At 73.4% G+C, this 20523-nt stretch carries 15 protein-coding genes and 1 pseudogene; 5 read left to right on the forward strand and 11 right to left on the reverse strand.

What is annotated here, in order from left to right:
- Positions 1-691 precede the first annotated feature (691 nt).
- A complete protein-coding gene (locus ACIOWN_RS14285; protein ID WP_362354095.1) occupies positions 692-1804 on the forward strand; it encodes a PP2C family protein-serine/threonine phosphatase in 1113 nt (370 codons plus the stop codon).
- Between the two features lie 82 nt (positions 1805-1886).
- Here the strand turns inward: ACIOWN_RS14285 and ACIOWN_RS14290 are convergent, their stop codons facing one another.
- The 8 genes from ACIOWN_RS14290 to ACIOWN_RS14325 form a co-directional block, all read right to left on the reverse strand.
- Positions 1887-3971, reverse strand: coding sequence for an SWIM zinc finger family protein (locus ACIOWN_RS14290; protein ID WP_401982348.1), 2085 nt, complete (start codon positions 3969-3971; stop codon positions 1887-1889).
- Entirely contained in the window at positions 3971-6835 is a 2865-nt protein-coding gene (locus ACIOWN_RS14295; protein ID WP_401982377.1) for a DEAD/DEAH box helicase, read from the reverse strand. The genes ACIOWN_RS14290 and ACIOWN_RS14295 overlap by 1 nt, the downstream gene beginning before the upstream one ends.
- Positions 6836-6957: 122 nt before the next feature.
- The gene (locus tag ACIOWN_RS14300; protein ID WP_362354101.1) at positions 6958-7539 is read right to left on the reverse strand and encodes a sugar kinase; all 582 of its coding nucleotides are present in this window, start codon (positions 7537-7539) and stop codon (positions 6958-6960) included.
- Positions 7536-8684 (reverse strand): ROK family glucokinase, encoded by a 1149-nt coding sequence (locus ACIOWN_RS14305; protein WP_100566523.1) that lies wholly within the window; start codon positions 8682-8684, stop codon positions 7536-7538. The genes ACIOWN_RS14300 and ACIOWN_RS14305 overlap by 4 nt, the downstream gene beginning before the upstream one ends.
- Positions 8685-8838: 154 nt before the next feature.
- Entirely contained in the window at positions 8839-9654 is an 816-nt protein-coding gene (locus ACIOWN_RS14310; RefSeq protein WP_362354103.1) for an ATP-binding cassette domain-containing protein, read from the reverse strand.
- Positions 9651-10715, reverse strand: a complete 1065-nt coding sequence (locus ACIOWN_RS14315; RefSeq protein WP_362354105.1) for an ABC transporter permease — start codon at positions 10713-10715, stop codon at positions 9651-9653. The genes ACIOWN_RS14310 and ACIOWN_RS14315 overlap by 4 nt, the downstream gene beginning before the upstream one ends.
- Positions 10712-11716, reverse strand: a complete 1005-nt coding sequence (locus ACIOWN_RS14320) for a substrate-binding domain-containing protein (protein WP_401982349.1) — start codon at positions 11714-11716, stop codon at positions 10712-10714. The genes ACIOWN_RS14315 and ACIOWN_RS14320 overlap by 4 nt, the downstream gene beginning before the upstream one ends.
- A gap of 172 nt (positions 11717-11888) precedes the next feature.
- Positions 11889-12638 carry a GntR family transcriptional regulator gene (locus ACIOWN_RS14325; RefSeq protein ID WP_362354170.1) on the reverse strand — a complete coding sequence of 250 codons (750 nt, stop codon included), beginning with the start codon at positions 12636-12638 and terminating at the stop codon, positions 11889-11891.
- A 117-nt stretch (positions 12639-12755) separates the two neighbouring features.
- On the opposite strand from ACIOWN_RS14325, the gene ACIOWN_RS14330 reads away from it, so the two are divergent.
- The 4 genes and pseudogenes from ACIOWN_RS14330 to ACIOWN_RS14345 all read left to right on the forward strand — a co-directional run bounded on the left by ACIOWN_RS14330 (position 12756) and on the right by ACIOWN_RS14345 (position 18035).
- The gene (locus ACIOWN_RS14330; RefSeq protein WP_362354109.1) at positions 12756-13778 is read left to right on the forward strand and encodes a Gfo/Idh/MocA family oxidoreductase; all 1023 of its coding nucleotides are present in this window, start codon (positions 12756-12758) and stop codon (positions 13776-13778) included.
- A 116-nt stretch (positions 13779-13894) separates the two neighbouring features.
- A pseudogene (locus ACIOWN_RS14335) lies at positions 13895-14861 on the forward strand (NADPH:quinone reductase).
- A gap of 658 nt (positions 14862-15519) precedes the next feature.
- Positions 15520-17058, forward strand: coding sequence for a M48 family metalloprotease (locus ACIOWN_RS14340; RefSeq protein WP_401982351.1), 1539 nt, complete (start codon positions 15520-15522; stop codon positions 17056-17058).
- Entirely contained in the window at positions 17055-18035 is a 981-nt protein-coding gene (locus tag ACIOWN_RS14345; protein WP_362354115.1) for a hypothetical protein, read from the forward strand. Before ACIOWN_RS14340 ends, ACIOWN_RS14345 begins: the two co-directional genes overlap by 4 nt.
- Before the next feature lie 110 nt (positions 18036-18145).
- Here the strand turns inward: ACIOWN_RS14345 and ACIOWN_RS14350 are convergent, their stop codons facing one another.
- From ACIOWN_RS14350 to alc, 3 genes are all read right to left on the reverse strand, one after another.
- Positions 18146-18541, reverse strand: a complete 396-nt coding sequence (locus ACIOWN_RS14350; RefSeq protein WP_362354117.1) for a ribonuclease domain-containing protein — start codon at positions 18539-18541, stop codon at positions 18146-18148.
- Positions 18542-18625: 84 nt separating this feature from the next.
- Positions 18626-19240: a dihydrofolate reductase family protein gene (locus ACIOWN_RS14355; RefSeq protein ID WP_362354119.1), complete on the reverse strand. Its 615-nt coding sequence runs from the start codon at positions 19238-19240 to the stop codon at positions 18626-18628.
- A gap of 167 nt (positions 19241-19407) precedes the next feature.
- Entirely contained in the window at positions 19408-20523 is a 1116-nt protein-coding gene (gene alc / locus ACIOWN_RS14360; protein ID WP_362354121.1) for an allantoicase, read from the reverse strand.

The raw sequence follows: 20523 nt of genomic DNA on the forward strand, positions 1-20523 counted from the left end.
CGGTGTTTCCAGCGTACTACCGGCGACCGCGGGCACCCTTGGGACGGCCGGCCCCTTTCGGCACCGCCGGGAAAACGGGCGGGCCGCCCTGAAAGTGGCGGCCATGGCTCTGTCCGGCACAGTCGGCCTGGAAGACGACACCCGGAGACGAACGGCGAGAACGAGGAACTGCCCGGGGAGATCCGCCACCTCACCGTCGTCGCCCTCGCGACGCTCGACCTCGCGGGCCCTCGCCTACGCGGCCTCCCTCCGCCAGCCCGTGCTCGCCCTGCACATGAGCCTCACCCCTCGTCATCACCACCGTGCCGTTCCACGTATAGCGCTCCTGCCCGGACCCGAAGTCACTTACGTGCCTGAGCAGCCCGTCAGGAGGTGCCGGCTGTCACCAGTCCCCCCTCCACGCCAACCGGCTGACTCACCAACCAGGTTTGAAGGGGTTCACGGCCGGGGACCGGGAACCGCAACAGCTTCGGACCGCTGCGCTGACTCGGCCTCACGACCGCCGAAGCGGCCCTCGACCGCGGAGTCCGGATCATGTGCTCCACCGACGGACCGATCGAGGAGCACGAAGTCGAACCCAGCGCTTCATCTGGACAGATGAGCCGCCGCTTGTCCTGGCCACCCGTCTCGCGCCCCGCTGAGACGAGCCTTCCGGGCTGCCGTGCCCCAGCGGTGGGTGTAAGCAGGAAGCATGCGTCTTCGGCGGCGGATCTCGCAGGGCATTCACTCGTGGCAGGCCAGCGACGCCCTGCTCGCGGTGCCGCTCGCTTTGATCGCCGCCATCATCGTCGCCGACGTTCTGACCGGGCCCCACGTGCCGCTGGGGCCACTGCTGATCGTGGCTCCCGCGATCACCGCCTCCTTCGCCAGCCCCTTCCTCACCGCCCTGGTCGGTGTCATCGCCGTGGCCGCCCTGCTCGGCGTCGGTGCGGTGGCCCACCTCCTGACCACGGAGAGCGTCGGCGCGCAGATCATCTCCCTGATCGTGGTCTCGGTGGTCGTGACGGTGTTCCGATATCTGCGCGAGCGGCACAACCGTGAGCTGGAGCAGGTACGAAGAGTCTCGGAGGCCGCGCAGCGGGTGGTGCTCAGACCCCTGCCCCGGCGCATCGGGCCGCTGCGGGTGGCGTCGGTGTACATGGCGGCCCAGGAGGAGGCGCTGATCGGCGGCGACCTGTACGCGGCCGTCCGCACCTCCTTCGGCACGAGGCTCATCATCGGCGATGTGATGGGCAAGGGCCTGACAGCGATGGGCGACGCCTCGCTGCTGCTGGGCGCGTTCCGGGAGGCCGCGCGCCGGAAGGCGGCCCTGCCCGAGCTGATGACCTACCTCGAGCGCAGTGTGTGCTGGAACCTGGCCGAGCCCACCGAGTCGGCGGACGAGGGGGAATGCTTCATCACGGCCGCGATCATCGACATCCCCGACGCGGCGCCGCAGGCGCAGATGGTGTCCTGCGGGCACCCTCCGCCCCTGCTGCTGCGCGAACGGAAGGTCGTCACGCTGCACGCCAGCGCTCCCGCTCCGCCGCTGGGGCTGGGCGAGCTGAGCACGCCGGAGTACCGGGTGGACACCTTCCTGCTGGAGCCGGGGGACCTGCTGCTGCTGTACACCGACGGTGTGGTCGAAGCACGCGACCCCCGGGGCCTCTTCTACCCGCTCGCCGCGCGGGCCGTCTCCTGGGCGCAGGACAGCCCCGTGGCTCTGGTGCACCATCTGCGGGCCGACCTGCTGAACCACGTCGGCGGCCGCCTGTCCGACGACGCCGCCGTGGTCGCCCTGCAACGCACCGCCGGCTCTTACTGATCGTCACCGGAGCCCCTGGTCGAGCCCGCGCCTTCAGCGCCAGTGGTCCGTTGCCTCCCCTTGTTCGCGAAACACGGATCTGTCAGAGGGCGCCCGGTGCGCCCAGGCCGGTCAGGGCGCCGACCGGGTCGAGGTCGGGGGTGCCGCGGGGCCACCAGTCGTCGCGGTCCTGCTCCGATTCGTACGCGTACCACAGGCCGTCCCGGCCCAGGCGGAGCTGGAGATGGCCGCGGGGGTGGGTGAGCCGGTTACGCCAGGGCCGGAAGGCTGGCAGGTCGGCGGCGAGCAGCAGCGGCCGGGCCCGGTCGAATCGGCCGGCGGGCGGGTCCCAGGGCTCCTCCAGGACGGCGAGCCCCTCTTCGCCGCCCTGGCGCCAGGCCGCCACCGCGCGCGCCAGCTCGGCCGTGGTGCGGCCGGTGGCCGAGGCGAGCGAGGCGTACAGGGAGCGGGTGGCCGCGGTCAGTCCGGAGCCGGGGCGGGCGGCGGCGAGGCGTACCGCGTCCTGCCACAGGGTGAGGCCGCCGACCGGGTCGCGGCCGGTGGTGAGCAGGGCGTGGGCGCGGGCGGCGGCGTCGGTGGCCAGTTGGTCAAGGGCGAACGGGTCGGGGCCGCCCGGTGCCGCCGGGTACACGGGGGGCTGTTCCGGGTGCGGGGGTGCGGGCAACGGCGCGGGCAGCGGCGGGCGGTGGCTCTCGGCGAGCGCGTCGGCCGCGCGTACGCCCGGGAACGGCGCCGGTTCCCGCTCCTGCGCGGCGCGGGCCGCGCGGGTGGCGTTCAGCCGGGACAGGGCGTCGAGCAGTTCGCGCTCGCCCCGGCCGCGGAGCAGCAGCAGGACGAAGGGGTCCGCGTCCAGCAGGCGTGCGGTCTGGTAGCAGAGGGCGGCGGCGTGCTTGCAGGGGTGGCCGCGGTCCGGGCAGCTGCAGTGCGGCTCCAGGTCGCCCGGGCCGGGGAGCAGCGGGACGCCGCAGTCGGCGAGGGACTGGGGCATCTCCTTGTCGAGGAGTGCGGCGATGTGCCCGGGGCGTTCGGCGACGGCGTCCAGGAACCGGTCCCAGTCGGCGTCGTCGAGCGTCCGCAGCCGCACCTGGACCCGGTACGGGCGCGGCCGGCTCCCCTGCACGTACGCGAGGACCAGTCCCGGGGTGACCGTGACGGCGTCCACGTGCCCCGTCCGCGCGTACCGGCGCCCGCGCGCCAGCCGCGCCGCGTCCAGCGCGCCCTTCTCCAGCGCGTCGATCCACGCGTCGCCCCACCAGGTCTCGGCGAACCGCTCTCCTTCGACCTCCCGTGCCGGGAAGGCCGGGAACGTACGCCGGAGTTCGCCGTCCCGGCGGGGGGAGGCCATGGTGCGCGGCATCCCGGAGGGGACGCCGGGGATGGCCTCCTGCGGCGTGTGGTGCGGAGGGCCGGCGGACGGGCTGGGCGACGCGTCCGCGTGGGAGGCGAGAGGGCCGTCGTCGCCGGGCTCCGGGTCGTGGTCGGGCTTTGCCGGGGGCATCCGGAAGGCGCCGGTGGGCGCGTGGGCGTGGGTGTCCGCGCAGCCGTATTCGACGGTGGTTCCGGCCGGGGTGGGGTCGGCGGGCGCCGGCCGGGGTGCCCGGCGCGCAGGCGGGGTCGGACCGCGAGCGGCCCTGGTCCCCGCCTGCGCGGCGTCCTCACGGGACCGCTCCGCACAGGCCGCACGCCGGGCCAGGGCGCCGCGCAGCGCCTCGCGCGCGGCCTCCGAGGGACGCGCCCCCGCGGGCCGCGGTGGTGGGGCGTCGTCCGCGGGGGCGTCATCCGCCGGGGCACCGGAGGGCGCCGCCGGCCGGGATGCCGACTCCTCCGCGGCCTCCTCAGCCTTCGCGGCCTTCGCGGCCTCCGTGCCCTCCGCGGCTTCCGCGGCCTCCTCGGCCTCCTCGGCCTCCTCTACCTCCTCGACCTCCTCGACCTCCACGGCCGTCGACGGCCCGTGCCCGGCGCCGTCGTCTGCGGTGCCGTCGCCGTGCCGGGCCGACACCGCGCGCCGCAGTGCGTCCCGGGCGGCGTCCCCGGGGCGGCTCACCGAACCGGCCGGTTCGTCCGGCGCGGGCGTGCGCCGGTCCGCGGGTCTGTCGGGGGTCCGGGACCGCTGTTCCCGGGCGGCACGCAGGGCCCGGCGTGCCACGTCGGCGGGGCGCTCGTCCATCAGCCCTCCCTGCGCAGCGAGACCAGATCGGACAGCTCGCGGTCGGTCAGCTCCGTGAGCGCCGACTCGCCCCCGCCGAGGATCGCGTCGGCCAGGGCGCGCTTCGCGGCGAGCATCTCGGCGATGCGGTCCTCCACGGTGCCTTCGGTGATCAGGCGGTGCACCTGCACCGGCTGGGTCTGGCCGATGCGGTAGGCGCGGTCGGTGGCCTGCTCCTCGACCGCCGGGTTCCACCAGCGGTCGAAGTGGACGACGTGGCCCGCGCGGGTGAGGTTCAGGCCCGTGCCCGCCGCTTTCAGGGACAGTACGAGGACCGGGGTCTCGCCGCTCTGGAAGCGGTCCACCATGCGCTCGCGCTCCGGGACCGGCGTACCGCCGTGAAGCAGGTCCACGGGGACCGCGCGGCTGGTGAGGTGCGAGGTGATCAGGCGGGCCATGCCGACGTACTGGGTGAAGACCAGCGCCGAACCGTCCTCGGCGAGCAGGGTGTCCAGCAGCTCGTCCAGGAGCGCCAGTTTTCCGGAGCGCGCCGCCGGCCGGTCGCCGCCGCGGGCGTGTTCGTCCTTGAGGTAGAGCGCCGGGTGGTCGCAGATCTGCTTGAGCGAGGTCAGCAGTTTCAGGACCAGCCCGCGCCGGGCCATGCCCTCGGCGGTCTCGATGGCGAGCATCGACTCGCGCACCACGGCCTCGTACAGCGCGGCCTGTTCGCGGGTGAGCGGGACGGGGTGGTCCGTCTCCGTCTTGGGCGGGAGCTCGGGGACGATTCCGGGGTCGGACTTCCTGCGGCGCAGCAGGAAGGGGCGTACCAGGCGGCCCAGTCGCCGCACGGCCTCGCCGTTGTCCTCGGCCCCGCCGCTCTCCACCGCGCGGGCGTGCCGGGCACGGAAGGACTTCAGCGGGCCGAGGAGCCCCGGGGTGGTCCAGTCGAGCAGGGCCCACAGTTCGGAGAGGTTGTTCTCCACGGGCGTGCCGGTGAGGGCCACGCGCGCGGGGGACGGGATCGTTCGCAGCGCCTTCGCGGTCGCCGAGTAGGGGTTCTTGACGTGCTGGGCCTCGTCGGCGACGACCATGCCCCAGGGCTGCCCGGCCAGCAGCGGCGCCGCTGAACGCATCGTGCCGTACGTGGTGAGCACGAAGCCGCCGCCGAGGCCGTCCAGGGAGCGGTCCGGGCCGTGGAAGCGGCGGACGGGGACGCCGGGCGCGAACCGGGTGATCTCCCGCTGCCAGTTCCCCAGCAGGGAGGCCGGGCACACCACCAGGGTGGGTTCATGGTGCGCCCGCTTGAGGTGCAGGGCGATGACGGTGACCGTCTTGCCGAGGCCCATGTCGTCGGCGAGGCAGCCTCCGAGGCCGAGAGAGGTCATGAGATCGAGCCAGCCCAGGCCGCGCAGCTGGTAGTCGCGCAGGGTGGCGTCGAGGCCGGGCGGCGGTTCGGCGGGCCGTACGCCGGCCATGAGCCGGTCCCGCAGGGCCGCCAGCGCGCCGACGGGCACCGCCTCGACCGTCTCGCCGTCCACGTCCGCGGTGCCGGTGAGGGCGACGGACAGCGCGTCGACCGGGTCGAGCAGGCCGAGGTCGCGCCTGCGGGCCTTGCGGACGAGGGCCGGGTCCACGAGCACCCAGCGGTCCCGCAGCCGCACCACCGGGCGGTGGGCCTCGGCGAGCGCGTCCATCTCGGCGTCGCTGAGCGGATCGCCGCCGAGTGCCAGCTGCCAGCGGAACTGGAGCAGTTCCTCGCTCTCGAAGAAGCCGGTGCCGTCCTTGGCGGAGCCCGGCGCGGGGCGTACCACCGCGGTCGCCGTGAGGTCCTGGGCCAGGTCGCGCGGCCAGTGCACGGCGACGCCGGCCGCGGCGAGCCGCGTCGCGGCCACGCCGAGCAGCTCGCTCACCTCGGCTTCGCAGAGGGCGAGGACGTCGGGCACCTCCTGCTCGGAGAGCCGGTCCAGCGGGGTCCAGACGCGGGCCGCGCGCCGTACGGCGAGGGCGGCGTCCACGCGTGCGCGTGGGCCGAAAGCCGGGTCCGCCTCGCCCGCCCACAGGGCCGCCGCGTCGGTGACGAGGGTGGGGTCGGCGAGGCTGTGCACCTGGACGATCGCCGCGCCGGCGCCCCGTGCGGCGCCGTCGTCGGCGCCGTCGAACAGGTCGTGCGGGGACAGGTCCAGGCGGAGCGACACACGTACGCCCGCGTCCATGCCGGCGGCGACCTCGGCCGCCCAGTCGTGGGCGTGCGGCAGGCGCTGCGGGCCGCGGGCGGCGAAGGGTTTCCCGCAGGTGCGGGGTGCGGCCGGGGTACGGGGCAGGGTGTCGGCCACCGCGTCGAGGAAGGCGCGCAGCAGCGCCTCCGGTTCGGGCAGCCGCAGCGGGCCAGGACCGGGCAGCGGGACGGCGTGGCCCTCGTGGGGCAGGGCGGCGGCGATCGCGCGCAGGTGGGCGATGTCGTCCGGGTCGAGGGGACCCGCGCGCCAGGCGTCGTGCCCGGTGGCGGTCAGGCCGGGCAGCAGCCGTCCACGGGCGACGAGCCGCAGCGCGTGCAGGGCGGCGGCGCCCCAGCACGCCGTGGCGGGGTGCGCCGCCGGATCGTGCCGTGCCCGGACGAGGTGCGGCAGCGCGTCCTCGATCGGCAGCGCCAACGCGGGCGCGCTCCTGCGCCGGGCCCCCTGCCCATGCCGCCGCACGACCGTGAGCTCCGTGTGCGCCGGGTCGGCGGCGGGATCGGCCGCTCCGTTCCCCGGCCATACGTCTCCGGTCGGGTCCCAGAAGGCGATACGGCTGTCGCGGGGAAGAGGGGCCGGGAGGAAGAGCGCGGCGAGGCGGGGGGACAGGGAGGCCGTGTTCGTCGCGTGGGCCGTCGCGCCGGCCACCATGTCGCTCATACGTTCTGTCACCTCCCGCTCGCCGTCCGGTCCAGTCGTCTTCGACTCTACGGGCGGGGTCTGACAATCGGCTCCGGCGGCCCGGGACGGGCCCCGGTCGGTGCCGGCCGGTGTCAGGGGACGGTGCGGGAGACGACGTAGACCATCGGCAGGACCGGGTTGGACAGGTTCACGACCACGTCCTGCGTGGGGGCGGGGTTCTTCTGGCTGTGGCTGAGGCCCCACCAGGGGCCGGGGCTCGTGAAGGTCCAGCCGGTGGTCGTCTTGTCCCGGGCTCCGACGGTGACGGCGCCCTCCTTCAGGTCGTCGCGGTTGACGCCCATGGCCTCGAGGAAGGAGGTGAGGCCCGGTTCGGTGGTCCGGAACTGGACGTAGAGGCGGCTGGTCTTCCAGTTGTTGGTCTCGTAGTAGGAGACCATGTCGGCCGGGTGCGGTATCGGGACCTGGTAGAGGCGGCGCTGGACCTTGGACGGGTAGCCGGGCGCGAGGCCCCTCACCGCGTACCGGGCCTCCTTGTCCTTGCCGCTGTCACGGCTCTGGTTGGCGGAGATCACCAGGTAGCCGGCCGGGACGCCGATGAGCAGCACGATGATCAGCAGGGTGAGGGCCCTGCGGCGGTTGCGGCGCCGGCGGTCCTCGACGCGCGGTGGCCGGCCGTCCGGAGGCGCCGCCTGGCGTGGCAGCGACATCGTCACAGCGCCTCCCGGGCCTCGCGCCGTGCCTGCGCGTACCGCTCGTAGCGCTCGTACCGCTCGACCCGGCGCCGCTTGGCGCGCCGGAAGCGGCGGGCGACCAGCCGGGCGAGGTCGGCGGCGCCGACCATGCCGGCCTCGGGGCCGAGCTGGGCGCGGGTGATACGCGCCTCGGGGCGGTAGCCGCGGCCGGTGAGGTGCCGCCGGAACGCGTCGCGCGCGGGGCCGATCAGCAGGTCGTCGGCCGCGGAGACCCCGCCGCCGATGACGAAGCAGGACGGGTCGAGGGCGGCGGCCAGGTTGGCGATGCCGACGCCGAGCCATTGGCCGATGTCCTCGAGGAGCTCGATGCACATGGCGTCGCCCTCGCGGGCCAGCTCGGTGATCATCGGCCCGGTGATGTCGGGGATGCTGCCCTTGACGTGCTCGATGATCCCGTAGGCGACCGGGGAGTCGGCCGCGGCCAGCTCACGCGCCTCCCGCACCAGGGCGTTGCCCGAGCTGTACTGCTCCCAGCAGCCGCGGTTGCCGCACGGGCAGCGGTGACCGCCGGGCACGACCTGCATGTGCCCGAACTCGCCGGCGACCCCGAACTTGCCCCGCTTGACCTGGCCGTCCTCCAGGATCGCGCCGCCGATACCGGTGCCGAGCGTGATCATGACGAGGTGGTCCTCGCCCCGGCCCGCGCCGAAGCGCCACTCGGCCCAGGCGGCGGCGTTGGCGTCGTTGTCGACCAGGACCGGCACGGACAGGCGCTCGGAGAGGCGGTCGCGCAGGGGTTCGTTGCGCCAGGACAGGTGGGGGGCGAACAGCACGCGGTTGCGGTCGGCGTCGACCCAGCCGGCCGCGCCGATGCCGACCGCGTGGACGTCGTGCCGGTCGGACAGGTCCAGGACCAGTTCGACGATGGTGTCCTCGACGACCCGCGGGCTCTTGGACTTGTCCGGGGTCTCCGTGCGGAGCCGCTCCAGGATGTTCCCGTCGGCGTCGACGACGCCCGCCATCACCTTGGTGCCGCCGATGTCGATGCCCACCGTGGGGACGCGGGGCGCGGTCAGGTGGGAGCGCCGCTCCCGGGTACCGACCGTGCGCAGCACGGGGGCGCGTCGGGAGCCGATGGGGGCGGTGAGGTCGCGGTAGGTGCTCATCGGGCCCGATTCTGCCGCACGGCGGGTAAGGGTTCCGTACGGGGCACCGAGGGGGCGGCGCCCGGTTTGTACCGGTACTTGTACCGGGTACGGAGGCACGGGTGCCGTCGCGCCCGCCCTGCGGAGCCGCATGATGTCACAACCTCCCGGGCCCTCAGGACCCTTGCAGTTCATGGCGCAGATCGTCCAGGTCGCTGCCGCCGGCCATCTGCCGGGTCAGCTCGTCCAGGGTGATCCCGTCCCGGGTGTGGTGGCCGGCCATGGCGCCCCGCCTCAGCAGGACGAACCGGTCACCTACGAGGTACGCGTGATGCGGGTTATGGGTGATCAACACAACGCCCAGGCCCTGGTCGCGGGCCGCCGCCACATACTTCAGTACCACGCCCGACTGCTTCACGCCGAGCGCCGCGGTCGGCTCGTCCAGGACGAGCACCTTGGCGCCGAGGTGCACCGCGCGCGCGATGGCGACGCACTGGCGTTCGCCGCCCGACAGGGTGCCGATGGGCTGGTCGACGTCGCGCAGGTCGATGCCCATCCGCAGCAGTTCGGCCCGTGCCGTCCTGCGCATGAGGCCGACGTCCAGGCGCTTGAAGGGGCCGGACCCCTTGCGGGGCTCGGAACCGAGGAAGAAGTTCCGCCAGACCGGCATGAGGCCCACGACCGCCAGGTCCTGGTACACCGTGGCGATGCCCCGGTCCAGGGCGTCGCGCGGGGAGGTGAGCCGGGTCTCCTCGCCCTCGACGCGCAGGATGCCGCCGTCGTGCTGGTGCAGCCCCGCGATGATCTTGATCAGGGTCGACTTGCCTGCGCCGTTGTCGCCCAGGACGCAGGTGATCTCCCCGGCGTGGACCTCCAGGCCGACGTCCTCCAGGGCGCGGACACCGCCGTAGTGCTTACTGACGCCGGACAGCTCCACGAGTGCCGTGCGGGCTTCGGCCCGCGTGCTGGTACGTCCTTCGCTCTGCGTCACTTGGTGGCCTCCGCCCGCCTGCGGACCCAGGTGTTGAGCAGGGTCGCGAGGAGCAGCATCGCTCCGAGGAAGAACTTGAACCAGTCGGGGTTCCACTCGGCGAAGACGATGCCCTTGCTGGTCATGCCGAACAGGAGGGCACCGACCGCCGAGCCGACGGCGCTGCCGTGTCCACCGGTGATCAGGCAGCCGCCGATGACGGCGGCGATGATGTAGATCAGTTCGTTGCCGACGCCCTCGCCGGACTGCACCGCGTCGAAGGAGAACAGCAGGTGCTGCCCGCAGATCCAGGCGCCGAGGGCCACGCCCATGTAGAGGCCGGTCTTGGTCCGGGTGACCGGTACGCCGACCGCGCGGGCGGCGTCCTTGTTGCCGCCGGCCGCGAAGATCCAGTTGCCGGTGCGGGTGCGCAGCAGGATCCAGGAGGCGACGGCGACCAGGCCGAGCCACCACAGGATGGTGACCTTGACGTCGACGCCGCCGAGGGTGAGCGTCGAGGCGAACACCGCGCGGGCGCTGGGGAAGCCCTCCATGTCGCCGATCGTCTTGGTGGAGACCGTGCCGCCGATCAGCTTGGTGAAGCCAAGGTTCATCCCGGTCAGCATCAGGAAGGTGCCCAGGGTGACGATGAAGCTGGGCAGTCCCGTACGGGTCAGCATGAAGCCGTTGAATGCGCCGATCGCCAGGGTGACCAGCAGTGATACACCGACCCCGACCCAGACGTTCGCGGTCATCCGGTAGCTGAACATCGAGGAGACCAGCGCGGAGGACGTCACCATGACGCCCGCCGACAGGTCGAACTCGCCGCCGATCATCAGCAGCGCGACCGGAACCGCCATGATGCCGATCACCGAGGACGCGTACAGGACGGTGCTGAGGCTGGAGGCGCGCAGGAAGCCGTCCGCGGCGCAGGCGAAGAAGACGAAGACGGCGATCGCGCCGACGACCGAGCCCAGCTCGGGTCGGGTGAGCAGCCCGCGCAGCGCGGAGGTCCGCGGAAACGTTTCAGCGGCGGAGGTTCCTGCGGGGGCCGCGGGCCGGCCGGTGGTGGTGCCGCTCATCGGGTGCCCCGCTTCGTGTACTCCTCCAGCGTGGCCGCCTGGTCCTTGGTGACGATCTGCGGGCCGGTGAGCACCGGCCGGCCGCCGCCGAGGACATCGCCGTTGTACTTGTGGAGCCAGAGCAGGTCGACGGCCTGGTAGCCCTGGAGGTAGGGCTGCTGGTCGACGGCGAAGCCGAGCGTGCCGTCCCTCAGTTCGGCGGCGACCTTGGCGTTCAGGTCGAAGGTGTCGACCTCGGCGCGGCTGCCGGCGTCGGCCTTCGCCTTGACGGCGGTGTCCGCGTACGGGGCGCCGAGCGTGACGACGGCGTCGACGGACCTGTCCGCCTGGAGCCGGGCGCCGATCGCGGCCTGCACGTCGGGCATGTTGGTGCCGTTGACGTAGAGGTTCTCGACCGTGCCGGAGAAGGTCTTCGCCACCCCGGCGCAGCGCTGCTCGTGGCCGACGTTGCCCTGTTCGTGCAGGACGCAGAGCACCTTCTTCCTCCCGCGCCCGTTCAGCTCCTGCCCGACGGCCTCACCGGCGACGGACTCGTCCTGGCCGATGTGCGCGAGGGCGCCGTACGCCTTGGACTGCGCCGATCCGGAGTTGACCGTGATCACCGGGATGCCGGCTCTCCCGGCGCGGGCCACGGCGGCCTTGAGCGCCTCGGGCTTGGCGAGGGTGACGATGATGCCGTCGACCTTCTTGTCCACCGCGGCGTCCACGAGCTGGGCCTGCTGCTGGGCCTGGGCGTCGTGCGAGTACAGGAAGTTGATGTTGTCCTTGACGGCGGCCTGCTTGGCGCCGCTCTGCACGATGTCCCAGAACGTGTCGCCGTCCCCGGAGTGCGTGATCATCGCGAAGGTCCAGCGGGGGGTGTTCACCGCGGCCCTGCCCTGGGCCGCCGCGGCCTTGCGGGCGTCCTCCGCCCGCTTGCCGCCGGTGCTGCTGCACCCCGCGAGGGACAGGGACAGGGCCCCTGTCAGCGCGATGACTACCCAGGTTGGAAAGCGTGCCACGAGGCCGTGCCCTTCTTGCTGTGCCCGAACGTACGCAAGGGGCCGACAGTGATCCCACCGGCCCCGAACGTTCCATTATCGGACACCGGAATGCCCGGTTCCGCGGCCGGGGAGCCATGACCGGTCATATTGTCCGGACATAAGGAGGTGAGGTCGGAGGCGCGTGAGGCCGTCAGGACCGTACGAGGAGCTGGAACTCGAAGGAGTAGCGGGAGGGGCGGTAGGTGTGCGTGCCGTACTCCACCGCGCGGCCGGTGTCGTCGAAGGTGGTGCGCTGCATGGTGAGCAGGGGTGCGCCCTCGGCCTCGGCGAGCCGCTCGGCCTCGGCGGGACCGGCGGCGCGGGCGCCGATGCACTGGCGGGCGCTGTGCAGGGTGATCCCGGCGGCGCGCATCAGCCGGTACAGGCCGGTGGCCTCCAGCTGGGCGGTGTCCAGGTCGAGCAGTCCGGACGGCAGGTAGTTGGTCAGGTACGCCATCGGCTCGCCGTGGGCCAGGCGCAGCCGTTCGATGCGGTGGACCTCCTCACCCTCGGCGACCGCCAGGGCGGCGGCGACCTCGGCTGAGGCCGGGACCACCGTGTTGACCAGGACCGTCGTCGACGGGCGCTGCCCGGCCGCCTCCAGATCGTCGTAGAGGCTGCTCAGTTCCAGCGGGCGCTTGACCCGGCTGTGCACGACCTGGGTGCCGACACCGCGGCGGCGCACCAGGAGGCCCTTGTCCACCAGCGACTGGATGGCCTGGCGGACGGTGGGCCGGGACAGGCCGAGCCGGGCGGCCAGCTCGATCTCGTTGCCGAGCAGGCTGCCGGGGGTGAGCCTGCCGTGCTCGATCGCGGCCTCCAGTTGCTGGGACAGCTGGAAGTACAGCGGTACCGGGGAACTCCGGTCCACACGGAGCTCGAGTGAGACGGTGGGGTCCACTTCTGGTTTCGGCACGGGCCGAGCGTAGCTCCGCGGCCGGATGACGGGAAGTAGTGAAGTCCGATTGTCCGGACATGCCGATTGACAGGGTCAGGGGTCCGCCATCACTTTGTTTCCATGCGCATCGGGGTCATCGGTACGGGCCGCATCGGCACCATCCACGCGAACACGCTCAGCCGCCATCGAGAGGTCGGATCCTTGATCCTCACGGACGCCGATCCGGCGCGGGCACAGGCCCTCGCCCTGCGGCTGGGTGAGACAGCGGCACCGGGGGTGGACGAGATATTCACCTGGGGGGTGGACGCGGTGGTGATCACCACCGCGACCTCCGCCCACGCCGAACTGATCGGCCGGGCGGCACGGTCGGGACTGCCGGTGTTCTGCGAGAAACCCATCGCCCTGGACCTGCCGGGGACATTACAGGCGCTCGCCGAGGTCGAAGCCGCGGGCACGGTGCTTCAGATGGGGTTCATGCGCCGCTTCGACACGGGTTACGCGGGCGCCCGCGAGGCCGTGCGCTCGGGTCGCCTCGGGCGTCTGCACACGGTGCGCGCGCTCACCTCCGACCAGGCACCGCCGCCGCCCGAGTGGCTTCCGCTGTCCGGCGGGCTGTTCCGGGACGCACTCATTCACGACTTCGACATGCTGCGATGGATAACGGGCCGTGAGGTCGTCAGCGTGTACGCGACCGGGTCCGACGCCGGTCCCGCGATGTTCCGCGCGGCGGGCGACGTCGACACCGGCGCTGCGCTGCTCACCCTTGACGACGGCACGCTCGCCACGGCCACCGCGACCCGCCTCAACGGCGCCGGGTACGACGTGCGCATGGAACTGGCCGGTGAACTGGACCAGATCGTGGTCGGCCTCGACGACCGGACGCCGATCGCGTCCACCGAGCCGACCGGCCCGCCGGCCGCGGACAAGCCCTATCCCGACTTCCTGGAACGCTTCGGCCCCGCCTACGAGGCCGAACTGGAGGCGTTCGTAGGGGTGTTGCATGGTGAACGCCCCAACCCGTGCGACGGCCGCGAGGCCCTCCAGGCCCTGCGCGTCGCCGAGGCCTGCGAGGTCTCCCGCCGCGAACACCGTCCGGTGAGCCTGGCCGAGATCGCGGGCGCGGACAGGGCCGTCTTCCGCTGAGGGGCCGACGCCCACGGCCATCGCGGTCGGGCCGCCCGGATTCCCGAATCGGCTTTCGGGCCGGCCGCGGGCGTCATCCGCGCCGCGCGGGTCTCGCGGTGGGAGAATCGGTGGTCATGCGTGCCGCCTATGTCGAACAGCTCGGGTCGCCCGACGTCATTCGCTTCGGCGAGCTGCCCGATCCCGTGCCGGGGCCGGGTGAGGTGCTGGTGGATGTGGTGGCCACCGTGGTCGATCCGGTGGACACCTTCGTCCGGTCGGGACTGTTCCGGACGCCGCTGCCGTTTCCGTTCGTGGTCGGGCGGGACCTCGTGGGCACGGTGGCGTCCGCGGGGTCCGGTTTCGCCGTCGGTGAGACGGTGTGGTGCAACAGCCTGGGCCACGACGGCCGGCAGGGCGCCGCCGCCGAACGGGCCGTGGTGCCGGCCGACCGCCTCTACCGGCTGCCTGCGGGCGTACGCGCTGAGGAGGGCGGTGGCCGTGTTCCATCCCGCCGCGACCGCCTGTCTCGCGCTCTTCACCCACGGCGGGCTGCGCCCCGGAGAGACGGTGCTGGTCGGCGGCGCGGCCGGGAACGTGGGCAGCGCGCTGGTGGAGTTCGCGTACCGGGCGCACGCACGCGTCCTCGCCACGGCCGCCCCGCGCGACCACGAGCACGTCCGCTGCCTGGGCGCGGCGGAGGTCGTGGACCACCACGCCCTCGATCTCGCGGCGCGGCTGGCGCGGCTCGCCCCGTCAGGTGTCGACGTCCACGTCGACACCTCGGGACGCAACGACCTGACGACCGCGGTCGGCCTCCTCGCCCACCGCGGACGCATCGTCGTTCTGTCCGGCGCCCGCGACGAGCCGACCCTGCCGGTCGGTCCGCTCTACATGAAGGACGGCTCCCTGCACGGCTTCGCCATCTCCAACGCCACGGCCGCGGAACTGGCCGAGGCGGCGTCCACCGTCAACGACCTCCTGGCCTCGGGCGGTCTGCGGCCCCGCTCGGTCGAGTACCAGCCCCTCAGCGCCACGGCGGAGGTCCACCGGCGCATGGAGCGCGGCGAACTCCACGGCCGACGCGTGGTGCTGCGCCCCTGAGCCGAGCCGCGTGTGGCACAGCCCCACCCCGGCTCCGGGCTCCGGGCTCCGGGCTCCGGGCTCCGGGCTCCGGGCTCCGGGCTCCGGGCTCCGGGCTCCCGCTGGAACCTCCTCCCGCCCGGCTCCGGCCACAACCTCCCCGTCCTCGGCGTCCGTTCCCGTCGGCACGCTCGCCCGGACGGCCCCCGGCCGGGCGCGTACGACGGGGAGGCCCGCGCCGCCAGGGGCTGACCGGACGGCCCCACCGCCCGGCGCACAAGACCGACGGCCCGCCGGCGCCGGGCGCGCCCGGCCGGACAGCCCCAGCCGCAGGGCCCGGACGACTGACTGACCCGCCACAGGACGCTGACCGGACGGCCCCCACCGACAGGCCCACAAGACCGACGGCCCACCACCGCCCGGCACACCCGACCAGACAGCCCCAGCCGCAGGGCCCGGACGACTGACTGACCCGCCACAGGACGCTGACCGGACGGCCCCCACCGACAGGCCCACAAGACCGACGACCCGCCGGCGCCGGGCGCGCCCGACCGGGCCGGCGGTGGTCGGTGCCCGACCGCCGCTCGCGGGTCGGCACCGTACGCGCCGCTCAACCGTCCGCAGGCTTGACCTGGTTATGACAGAATCCGCCGACACCTCATGGCACGACAGGAGTGTGATGGACGGTCGCATATCCGGAGGACCGCAGGTCTCGGCGGTCCGTGCGTGGTCGTCGACCGCGGCCATGGCAGCCGTCGCCTGGCTGCCACTGATCGGCTTCTTTGTGCTGATCGCGGCCGTGGGGCTGATCTGGGGAGTCTGGCAGGCGGCCGCGCTGCCGATGCTGTGGCTGCTTCCGGCCCTGTACACGAGGGGCGTCCTCCCCGAGGCCCTGCCGGGCCGGGCGGTGCGGCCGGACGATGAACCGGAACTCGCGGCGCTGGTGAGGGACATGGCCGAGCGGACCGGTTTCGGCGCTCCGCTGCTGGTGCGGATCGTGCCGGAGCCGGCAGTACTCACGTACCGGGTGAGGATCGGGGGCGGACGCGCCTACGCGCTGCTGCTCGGGCTGCCGCTGGTGCGGGCGCTCCCGGCCACGCAACTGGCCGCGGTGATCGCGCACGAGCTGGCCCACGAGCGTCACTTCGACGACCGTCGCACACGTGCCCTGCTGGCGGCTCGCGTGGCGCTCGCCGAACGGCTCGAGGGGCGCCTGCGGCCACTGGCCCCACTGGCCGCTCCCCTGCTGCGCGCAACCCAACCGTGGTCCTGGCAGGAGGAGTTGGCGGCCGACGCGGAGGCCGCCCGGGTAGTTGGCGGTGCCGCGGTACGCGAGGCCGTCGAGCGGGTCGCGGTGATCGAGTCGGCTTTCGACGGGCTCGCGCGGGACTGGGTGGAGGACCTGGTCGAGGACGGCATGTACCCGGTCGACCTCTACGAGGCGTTCGACCTCGCCCTCCAGGACCCGCTGGTGCGGGACCGGGCCGCCCGCGAGGACGCCGAGGAGGAGGCTCTGGACGTCTACGCGACGGCCACCCATCCGCCGACGGCCGTGCGGACGGCCGCGCTGCCGCACACCGGCAGCGACACCGACACCGACACCGGCAGCGACACCGGCACCGGCACCCGTGCGGCGTACGGCTCGGCTCCGCTGGTGCTGCGTGACGCCGAGGTGGCCGCCGAGTGGTGCGTCCAGCGTCTGGCCTGCGCGGACGGACTTGGTGGGACGCTCCAGGCGGGCGGCGGGGACGGTGCCCTCCGGCCCGAGGACCTGAAGCCGGTGCGCCTCCTCCAGCTCGACCCCGACAGGTTCCGCCTCCCCGGCGACGGCGGCCCCCGCGCGGAGGCGCTGGCGGCCGCGACCGGGCAGCCCTCCCCCACCGGGGCGCTGCGCGCGGCACTGGACGCCGTCGCCGACGGCGACTGGTACGGCCTCGCCCGCCGGATGCGCCCTCAACTGCGCTGGCTGCCGGCCGCCGTGCGCCGGACGGTCGGCAGCCAGGTACTCGCCGGTGCCATGGGCGCGGCCCTGACGCCGCTGCTGCTGGAAGCCGGCTGGTCGTGCACCTCCCGCTGGATCGGCACCGTACTCACGGCGCCGGACGGCACGGTCGTCGACCTGTACGAGGTGCTCATAACGGCCGTGGACGGCGGCGACCCGGCGCCCGTCCACGCCCTGCTGGAGAAGGCCGGGACCGATAAGGCGGAGAGAGCATGAGACGCCCCGGCCCCGCCCTGCGCGTCGCCCTGCTGGGCGTGACGGCCACCCTGACCGGATTCGCGCTGTTCGCGGGCTGGCTGGGTTTCCACGCGTACACCCATGAACAGGCCCGCGACCGGGCCACGGCCCGCGCCACCGGCGTGGTCGTCGAGGACGACCTCGGGGACACCGAGGACATCCGGGTGCGCTGGAAGGACGGCACGGGCCGTGAGCACGTACAGCGCTTCGAGATCTACGACACCGACCGCTACACCAAGGGCCGTCGGTTCCCCGTCGCCTACGACCCGGACGAGACGGACCCGCGGGGCTTCCCCGGTGACCCGGAGGAGACGGCCACCGAAGACGACCTGTTCGTCCCGGTCCTGCTCGCCGGGGTCACGGCCCTCGGGCTGTGCCTGGTGTGGGTCCGGCGAGGTCTGCGGTTCCTGCGGGCGGCGCGGCAGCCGTCCCGACCGATGACCGCGACGGTGCACTGCGGTACCGGGTCCGCCTCCCCGCATGCACTCTCGGAGAGCCTGTGGCTCAGGCTCACCGAGACGGGCGCGAGCGACCGGCCGGCCGTCTGGCAGCGGATCATGTGGCATCCCGTCGTCGACGGCCTCCGGGGCCCGGTCGAGGTGAGCGCCCATCACAGCACCGGCTCGCGCGACGCGGTGGTGGTACGGCTGACGGACGGCACCCGTCTGGTCCCCCTCGGGCGGCGGCGGCAGGTCGCCCCACGCGGTGTGCTTCTCGACGAGCACGCCGCGGTCCGCACGGCCCTGGCGGACTCCTTCACCCCGGTCGACGCCACGGCGCGCCGCACGCGGCCCTGGTGGTGGCCGGGCGCCCGGGTGGCCGCGTTCGGGCTCGTCCTGGGCACCGTGGCGGGGGCGCTCCTCATCGGCGGGAGCCTGGTGGCCGCCGTGGGGATGTCGCTGTGCGGGGCCACCCTGCTCACCGCGCTGTGGGCGCTGAGCGCTCCGCGGCCCTGACCGGCCCCGTCGCCGGGCAGCACCCACGGCGCCCGCGTACGGCTGCCCGGCCCCGCGGCCGGTGTGCGTGGAGGGTCCGCGGGGCGAGGGACGTGCGGTCGACTCGTGGTTCAGCAGCCGAAGTTGACGAGCTTGAACGTGACGTAGTGGTCCGCGGTGTAGTAGTCCTCCCGCGTCTTCTTGCCGGTGACTATGCGCCGGGCGCCGCGGTCGGAGGAGCCCGGGGTGACGACCGTGTACTCGTGGTAGTACCCGCTCGCCTGCGCGGGCAGGACGCCTTCGCGGTTCTGGAAGACGGCGCCGTCCTGGGAGTACGGGAACGGACCGCCCTTGTCGATCAGTCGCAGCGTGTCGTACGCCTGCGAGGGCAGCGCGCTGTAGCAGATGCTGCCGACCGCCGTCGCGGCGGCGTCGGCCGGGGCGGCGGCGACGGTGCCGCCGACGAGGAGAGCGGACAGGAGGGCGCCCGCGGCGCCGATCCGGGTGGTACGCGGGGGGAATGTCATGGGCTCATCATGACGCGCGTAGATAGTGGCATGTCAATGACAAGCTCAGGAGTTCACCGTCAAGTTCGTTGAATTCGCGGGAAGTTAATCCTGATAGGAGCCGTATCGTGGGCGTCCCACGACGTCGTACGACTGGATGGACACGCCCGCCCCGGTGACACGGCCACCGGTGTGCGCGAAGGCGGTCGGGACGGTGCCCTCCTCGAACAGGCGGTGTCCGGCGCCGAGTACGACCGGGAACGTCAGCAGGTGCACCGTGTCGACGAGGTCCAGCGCCAGCAGGGAGCGCACGAGGGCGCCGCTGCCGTGGACCTGGAGTTCGCCCTCGGTGCGCTCCTTGGCCGCGGCGACCTGCGCGGCCAGGTCCTTGGAGATCACCGTGGTGCCCTGCCAGGCGGGGTCCGTCAAGGTCGTGGAGACCACGTACTTCGGCAGGCCGTTGAGGCGGGCGGCCACCGGGTTCGCGGGGTCGGTCACCTGTGGCCAGTACGCGGCGAAGATGTCGTAGGTGCGGCGGCCGAGGAGGAAGGCTCCGGCGCGGTCGAAGACCTCGGTCATGAACCGGCCGAAGTCCTCGTCGCCGTACGGAACGCTCCAGCCGCCCTGCGTGAAGCCGTCGCGGTCGTCCTCCTGGGGACCGCCGGGCGCCTGGTGGACGCCGTCGATGCTCACGAAACCGGTGACGACGAGCTTGCCCATCGCGGGTGCCTCTCTTTCGGTGGGTCTTCTCTTCGGTGGATCTTCCGGTGCGGTACTCCGTCACCGGTACAGACCCCACCGTCCCCCGAAACTCATCGGCCCCGCCGGACCCGGCGGGCGGGGCGTGCCGGTCCGTGCGGACGGAACGCCCCGCGGGCACGGACGGGTCAGCCACCCAGTTCCTGGTGACGGGCCGCCAGGGCGGCCGCGCCCTGCCCGGTCAGCGCGCCGAACAGGCGGAGCCGGGAGATGCCGCCGTCCGGGTAGATGTCCACGCGCGCGTGCGTGCCCACGGCCGCCGCGGGCAGCACGAAGCGGTGGTTGGTGTCGGGCTGGAGACGGGTGCGCGGCAGGATCTGCGTCCACTCGCCGGTCTCGCCGTCCTTGACGGAGACCGACGCCCAGCCGGCGCTGTTGCCCTTGAGGTAGGCGGTGTCGATCTCCAGGGCGCGGATCTCGGTGTGCCCGGCCAGGCGGTAGCTGATCCAGTCGTTGCCCTGGTCGCGGCGGCGGCGGGTCTCCCAGCCGTCGTCCATCTTGCGGGAACGGCCCGGCTGGATGGTGTTGGTGGCCGGCGAGTAGAAGAGGTCGGAGGCGTCCTCGACGCTGCCGCCGTTCTCCAGCGCCACCACGTCGAAGGTGCCGAGCGCGGCCAGCCACGCCGGGTCGGGCACGACCTCGCCGTACACCCGCAGGCGGGCGATGCCGCCGTCGGGGTGCTGCTTGAGACGCAGGTGCGTGAAGCGCTGCTCGGCGTTCACCTCGAAACCGTTGGCCGCGTGGCCGCCGACCGCGGTGCGCGGGACGAGGGTCGTCCACTTGACGTCGTCACCGAGGAGTTCCTCGGGCGTGGGGGCACCGTCGACCGAGGTGCCCTCGACGGAGACGGCCTGCGGGTAGTTGCCGCGGAAGTGGGCGGTGTCCACGACGATGCCGCGGACTACGCCGGGCGCACCGAGCCGGATCAGCGCCCAGTCGTGGTCGTCCTCCGTGGGCCAGGGGTGCTCGGCCGAGACGCCGCGCCGGCGGCGGGTCTCCCAGCCGTCCATGACCTTGCCCTTGTGCCCGAAGTCCTCGGGGTCGAAGTCGGCCCGCTCGGGCACCAGCAGGTTCTCGCGCTGGGCGAAGAACTCGTCGTTGGCGGCGACGACGCCCGCGCCGAGCCGGCGGTCGGCCAGGTTGGCGTGCCTGGTGAAGGGGAGTTCGGCCGTACGGTAGTCGGCGTAGGGGTCGCCGCCGCCGTAGGGGTTCGCGTCGCCGGTGAAGTGCAGGGTCGCCGTCAC

Source organism: Streptomyces sp. NPDC087787 (genome assembly GCF_044743035.1).
Classification (GTDB): domain Bacteria; phylum Actinomycetota; class Actinomycetes; order Streptomycetales; family Streptomycetaceae; genus Streptomyces.